This is a genomic window from Boseongicola sp. (genome assembly GCF_057460485.1).
In genome coordinates, this window is the sequence record NZ_JBVCWP010000267.1 from 1 (window position 1) to 5,235 (window position 5,235).

Here is a 5,235-nt window from a genome sequence, read left to right on the forward strand (position 1 = left end):
GGTCAAAGCGACCGTCGGCGAAGGTTTGACGCGGTCGAGTGTCGCAGACAGGAAGGCCATGGTCGTCCTCAGAAAGGTTTGCGGTTAAGGAATGTCATAGAAAGCGCTTGCCGCCCCTGCAACCTATTAGGATGATTTGATGTCCGAACTGACCGACCAAAATTGGTATTCCAACGACGCGGCGACCTTCGGAGACCGCGTGGCGGCCGCGCGCGAGGCGCAAGGTTTGAGCCAGAAAGATCTCTCCAAGAAGCTTGGGATTGGACTAAAGACCCTTGAGGGTTGGGAAAACGACATGGCCGAACCGCGCGCCAACAAGTTGCAGATGCTGGCGGGGGTTCTGAACGTGTCACTGTCTTGGATCCTGACGGGCGACGGGCAAGCGCCTGAGGACGTTTTGAGCGAGGACGATCAATTGGATTTGGTCGATCTGATGACTGAAATGCGGGTCCTGCGGACGCAGATGGCACAAGCGGCGGACCGGATGGGTGTGCTTGAAAAACGGTTGAAGACGGCAATTTTGGATCGCGCTGTATGAGCGAGACGCGCGACATTCGCCTGAAGCGGCTGAAGATGCGGTCATGGCGGCGTGGCATGCGCGAGATGGACATGCTTTTGGGCCCGTTTTCCGATGGTCCGCTGGCAGAATTGTCTGACGCACAGCTTGATATGTACGAGCAGCTGTTGTCCGAAAATGATCAAGAAATATATCGTTGGATCAGTGGTCAGGCGGAAACGCCTTCGAAATATCAGGAGCTTGTCGGCAAGGTGATGGCGGGCGCGCCGACGGGTTGAAGCGATAAAACTGACCTTTTTTGTGCGAGTTTTTTACGCGTTAACGCAATTTTCGGACTTTGCGGCGACTTCTGCGGATGAGCGAGCAGAAGCATGGAGAGGTCTGAAATATGGGTATGTATCAAAACGCAAGCGACAGTACTTCGCCCCTTTCATTTAAGAGACACTATCTGGAAAGCCTCGCTTTGATCGAGCGATAGCACCGGTTGATAATTGACGTGATCAGGAGGAAGTCGAACGGCTTGGCGTGCCTGAGATCACCACGGTTCAGGCACGTTTACTGTTCAATATCGGTGATCATGAGGTGACTGCGGGCGAATTTAAATCGCGCGGATATTATCAGGGATCCAACCTATCCTATAATTTGAAAAAGCTCGTCGAGATGGGGTTCATACACCATCAGAGATGCGAAATTGACCGACGATCCTTGTGTGTACGGCTTGCCGAAAAGGGGCGGAACGTGCGTGAGATCGTTGATGAATTGTTCTCGCGCCACGCCGAAGGGCTGGAAGGCTCACCAACGATCGAGGCAGAGCCCATTCACACGATCGACGGCGCGCTCGGGTGTGTCGAACTGTTCTGGACGGGTCAAATCCGCTATATTTATTCGCGGTCGGGTGTGAAGTTGACGATGAATGTTTGTGATTGCACCGTGGTTGGGCGAAAGGTGTCTGGGGTGAGTATCGGCAGTTCGGATGGCGCCAGTCCAAGGGGGTGCGTCGCCAACTCGCGAAACAGTTTGCGTTTCATCGCAGCGGCATAAGCGGCGTAGCCTTTTGCGACCTCCACGAAGGCTCCGGGGCCGTGGATGATGCGGGCGCTGAAGTAGGCTGTCAGTTCGGCAACACCGTCGGGTGTCCGGTCAACAGTGCTCTGAAAGTCGGTCGCGATGACCAGGGCATTCACGTTCATGCGTCCCAACCGCCCGTTTTCGCGCAGACGGTACGGGAGCGGCCAGTCGTTGTTTTTGCCGTCCGCCGAGATATCCAGGGTTTGGTCCCAGCGGGTGGGCGCGCGCGCGATCATCGCGGCTCCGTATTCAAGCGCTGCGCCAAGTCCCGTGGCCTCGGGCGCGCGCCGCCAGCCAAGCAACTTGTCGCGGATCATCTCGACGTCTGCGGGGCTGTGAAGGGCTGTCCAGTCTACGATGACCTGCTGATCGAGGACGCGGACCACTCAAAGATCGCCAAATTGACCGGCACCTCAGGGGTGGCAAAAAGGACGGCCTGCACTTCGCGATCCGAAAGCGCCTCGACGCCGCCGTTCATTTGCTGAACGTATTCGACGCCATCCACAGACCCCGAAACATCGAGCGCAAGCGCCAAAGCGAGGCGGCAGGCCGCATTTGCTATACCCGGCACAAGACCCGCGAAGGCCGTGCTTATTGCCCGCGCCGCGAAAGGATTAAGCGGGCGGGTTCAACCCGCCCGCTCGCCGCGTCCGGTTGGTGGTGTGCTTACCAAGTGCCGGTGTTTTACATGCTGGCCCAAGGCTCTTGCTTGGGCAGGTTGTCTCCGCGCTGCAACAACTCGACCGACACGTTGTCTGGAGAGCGTACGAAGGCCATGTGCCCGTCGCGGGGAGGGCGATTGATGGTGACCCCATTGTCCATCAAGTACTGACAGGTCGCGTAGATGTCATCGACGCGGTAGGCTAGGTGCCCGAAATGGCGACTATCAGACGGTAGGCCTTCGTCGCCGTCCCAGTTGTAGGTCAGCTCGACATGGGCGTTTTCCTGACCCGGTGGTGTTAAGAAAACCAGCGAAAAACGGCCGCCTTCGTTGTCAATCCGACGCGTTTCTTCAAGGCCAAGAAGCTTGTAGAATTCGAGCGAGGCGTCGAGGTCTTTGACCCGAACCATTGTGTGTAGATATTCGATGCCCATGGCGTGTTCTCTCCTGTGACGTCTTGTGCCGCGCGGGCGGCGGGTTGGCGAGAAGGATAGGACAATTAGGAGGGATTGGCGAGGGCCGCAGCGGTGCGCGGATGGGAACCGTGATCAAAAACGTGAGACGACTGTCATGCCGAATGAAAACGACCTGGTGTCCCACAGGTCAACTTCCGAATTTGTTTGTGACCAAGAAAATTCAGCTCGGGGTTGGAAACCGAAGTACGACACGTCCCTGTAGGTCAGGCCAACGCTAAGACTGCCGGACAGGTCCTGACGCCCATTTTCTAGTGTGCCAAAATAGTCGAATTCGGGCAGATCGCGCCAAGAAATGGACGCTGACAAGTCGGGCTGGGTTCCAAAGAAAGTTTTCTTGAGAACAACTCTTGTCCGCAATTCCACACGGTAGCCTTCGACAGTCGGCGCCTTGCTGTTGTAATTTGTCAACGTAGTTCCAAAGGACCAAGCGAGGCGTTCTGACGATTGAGGGAAATAATCGAGTGATAGCGAGGTGTCCACGCTTGATGCCCTCGGGGAATCGAAGCGGTGCGTGTCGCGAAGCCTAAGGCCCGCGCGGATCGCGCTACCTCTTTCAAATCGAAACTCTTGAGAAAAGGAGATATCCGCCGCGGATTGGTAGTGTTTATTTAGATAGTATCCACCACCATATCCAAGACGGAAGGATGTTACACCAAGGTCGGGAAAAAGAAGCGTTTTATGTTCCAGACCAAACGAGAGTGACACATAGTCAAAGTCGTTGGCCTCGGTGCCCGGTACGATGTCCGCGTACCCGCTTTCAAGGATGGCTCTACGCACAAAGATGTTTGCGTATGCTTCTGTTAGGACTTCGGGAGTTTCTTTGAGCTTGTATCTCAATGCCGTGGATACACTGGCATCGATTGCCGCTATTGGATCGTCAAGAGAGCCAGGCAATCCAAATGGGCCCTCGGCAATCTCTGTGGAGCCGTTGTTGATGTTGTTTGAGGGGCGCAACGTGAACCCAAGCTTGATACTAAGTGGATTGCGACGGGTCACAGCTTGATAGGCGCGCGTGGCTGCCGCGCGGCGTTGGTCGTCTGGGGCCACATTGTCGGCGCGACGCAACCAAAATTGGGCACGAGTGAAGTGTTCTTTTCGCGCTTTGATGTCCGCGATCAGGAAAGCCGCATCAAAGCGCAAGGCCGGGATGTCGGAGACGCGATAGGCCTGCGCTGCGGAATTTTCCGCGATATCAAGTTCCCCGGCAGCACGCGCGACGAGGGCGCGGATCATCAGGGCTTCCGCATCGTCTGGATTACGTTCCAGAAGGGCCGAAGCTATCGCCTCGGCCAAAGCCGTATCCCCTAATGCCAAGGCCTGACGGGCAATTGTCTTTGCTTGCACTGGAGAGACTTCATAGGGCTGTGAGGCTTGCGTCTCTTGTGCCACCGCTGGCGTCATGCACGCGATGGATAAAAATAATGCAATACTTGCTATCCCAGAACAGGCCCTTCGCGCGAACGCCTGAAAGTCGTTAGCCAGGATCATCAGGAGGAGGAGTAATGCAAGGCAATCCCTTTCCACTGATGCAAGTCTGTGGGGCAATAAAGGCGCCGAATTCTTCAATATCTGGTTCCGGCGAGAACACCATTGTCGCGGCCAATTCTGAACCATCCGTATCACCATTTATGCCGCCATATACTCCATCCGCTGGGGGTCCTCCGCTCCCGGGACGATATCTCCAAAGAATTCACCGCCTTCAACATCTGTGATGAACAGAACAAACCTTTCCCCACCGGCTGTGTCGTAGACTTTGCCTTCAATAACCGATTGGTTGAAGTCGACGTTAACTAAAGCACTGCCAGAGACGATTGTAGGCCCGTCTTCACTTTCGTTGGTCAGGGTTTGGAGGCCGGCATATCCGCCTTCATAAGTTGTGATTCCTATGGTAGGGAGTGTGCCGCCTTGTGTTAGTGAGTAAGTCGTTCCACCGAAATAGGTTGCGAAATAAATATCCGTCGCCACGACGGTCGAGGTGCCTTCCTTGAACAGCGCATAGTACAGGCGGGCCTTGTCATTCTCTTCCAGTTTGAACGCCTCGAAACCACTTCCATCTATATCTAGGTCGACATCTCTGATGTACGCTGCGGCCACAGGGGAACCGTCAAATGGCGGAAGGGTGATTAGAAGTGCATCACCGTCCGGGTCGTAAATGGCCACGCTCAAATCCCGCGTGAGCTCTGCGGAAATAGTTCCGTCGTTCGTCGTACCGCCGTCGTCACCTCCTCCTCCTCCTACTACTCCTCCGGTGTCGTCTGTGTCGCCACTGAGGCCGGTAATACTGGTGCCGCCGCAAGCCGCAAGAAGCAGCGTGGCGCCTAAGAACGAAGCATGTAGTTTCATAATAAACAGCCCTTGCCTGAATTTTCTAGAATCCTGACAGACCCTGTCGATAAGTCAATATTCGTTAACCTTAATAGGCAGAGCTGAGTGGTAGTGCGATTCTTTCGCAACGCAGTTGGCGCATATTGTGGTTCAATCCCTGCTCTCACATAGATAGTGTGGTGGAACGA

The 5,235-nt window shown here is 55.2% G+C and carries 5 protein-coding genes and 2 pseudogenes; 3 read left to right on the plus strand and 4 right to left on the minus strand.

Annotated elements, in window-relative coordinates; translation table 11 throughout:
* Positions 1-139: 139 nt before the first annotated feature.
* The 3 genes and pseudogenes from AC221Y_RS19920 to AC221Y_RS19930 form a co-directional block, all read left to right on the plus strand.
* Positions 140-538: a helix-turn-helix domain-containing protein gene (locus tag AC221Y_RS19920; protein ID WP_299751779.1), complete on the plus strand. Its 399-nt coding sequence runs from the start codon at positions 140-142 to the stop codon at positions 536-538.
* A complete protein-coding gene (locus tag AC221Y_RS19925) occupies positions 535-795 on the plus strand; it encodes a succinate dehydrogenase assembly factor 2 (protein ID WP_299751776.1) in 261 nt (86 codons plus the stop codon). Before AC221Y_RS19920 ends, AC221Y_RS19925 begins: the two co-directional genes overlap by 4 nt.
* Before the next feature lie 116 nt (positions 796-911).
* Positions 912-1,402: pseudogene (locus AC221Y_RS19930) on the plus strand (MarR family winged helix-turn-helix transcriptional regulator); the annotation flags it as partial.
* On the opposite strand, the pseudogene AC221Y_RS19935 reads toward AC221Y_RS19930, so the two are convergent.
* The 4 genes and pseudogenes from AC221Y_RS19935 to AC221Y_RS19950 all read right to left on the minus strand — a co-directional run bounded on the left by AC221Y_RS19935 (position 1,399) and on the right by AC221Y_RS19950 (position 5,065).
* A pseudogene (locus tag AC221Y_RS19935) lies at positions 1,399-2,156 on the minus strand (DUF1194 domain-containing protein). The pseudogenes AC221Y_RS19930 and AC221Y_RS19935 sit on opposite strands and share 4 nt — an antisense overlap.
* A gap of 113 nt (positions 2,157-2,269) precedes the next feature.
* The gene (locus AC221Y_RS19940; RefSeq protein ID WP_486708154.1) at positions 2,270-2,680 is read right to left on the minus strand and encodes a VOC family protein; all 411 of its coding nucleotides are present in this window, start codon (positions 2,678-2,680) and stop codon (positions 2,270-2,272) included.
* A 114-nt stretch (positions 2,681-2,794) separates the two neighbouring features.
* Positions 2,795-4,111: a hypothetical protein gene (locus AC221Y_RS19945; RefSeq protein WP_486708155.1), complete on the minus strand. Its 1,317-nt coding sequence runs from the start codon at positions 4,109-4,111 to the stop codon at positions 2,795-2,797.
* Between the two features lie 237 nt (positions 4,112-4,348).
* Positions 4,349-5,065 carry a hypothetical protein gene (locus AC221Y_RS19950; protein ID WP_486708156.1) on the minus strand — a complete coding sequence of 239 codons (717 nt, stop codon included), beginning with the start codon at positions 5,063-5,065 and terminating at the stop codon, positions 4,349-4,351.
* Positions 5,066-5,235: the final 170 nt, after the last annotated feature.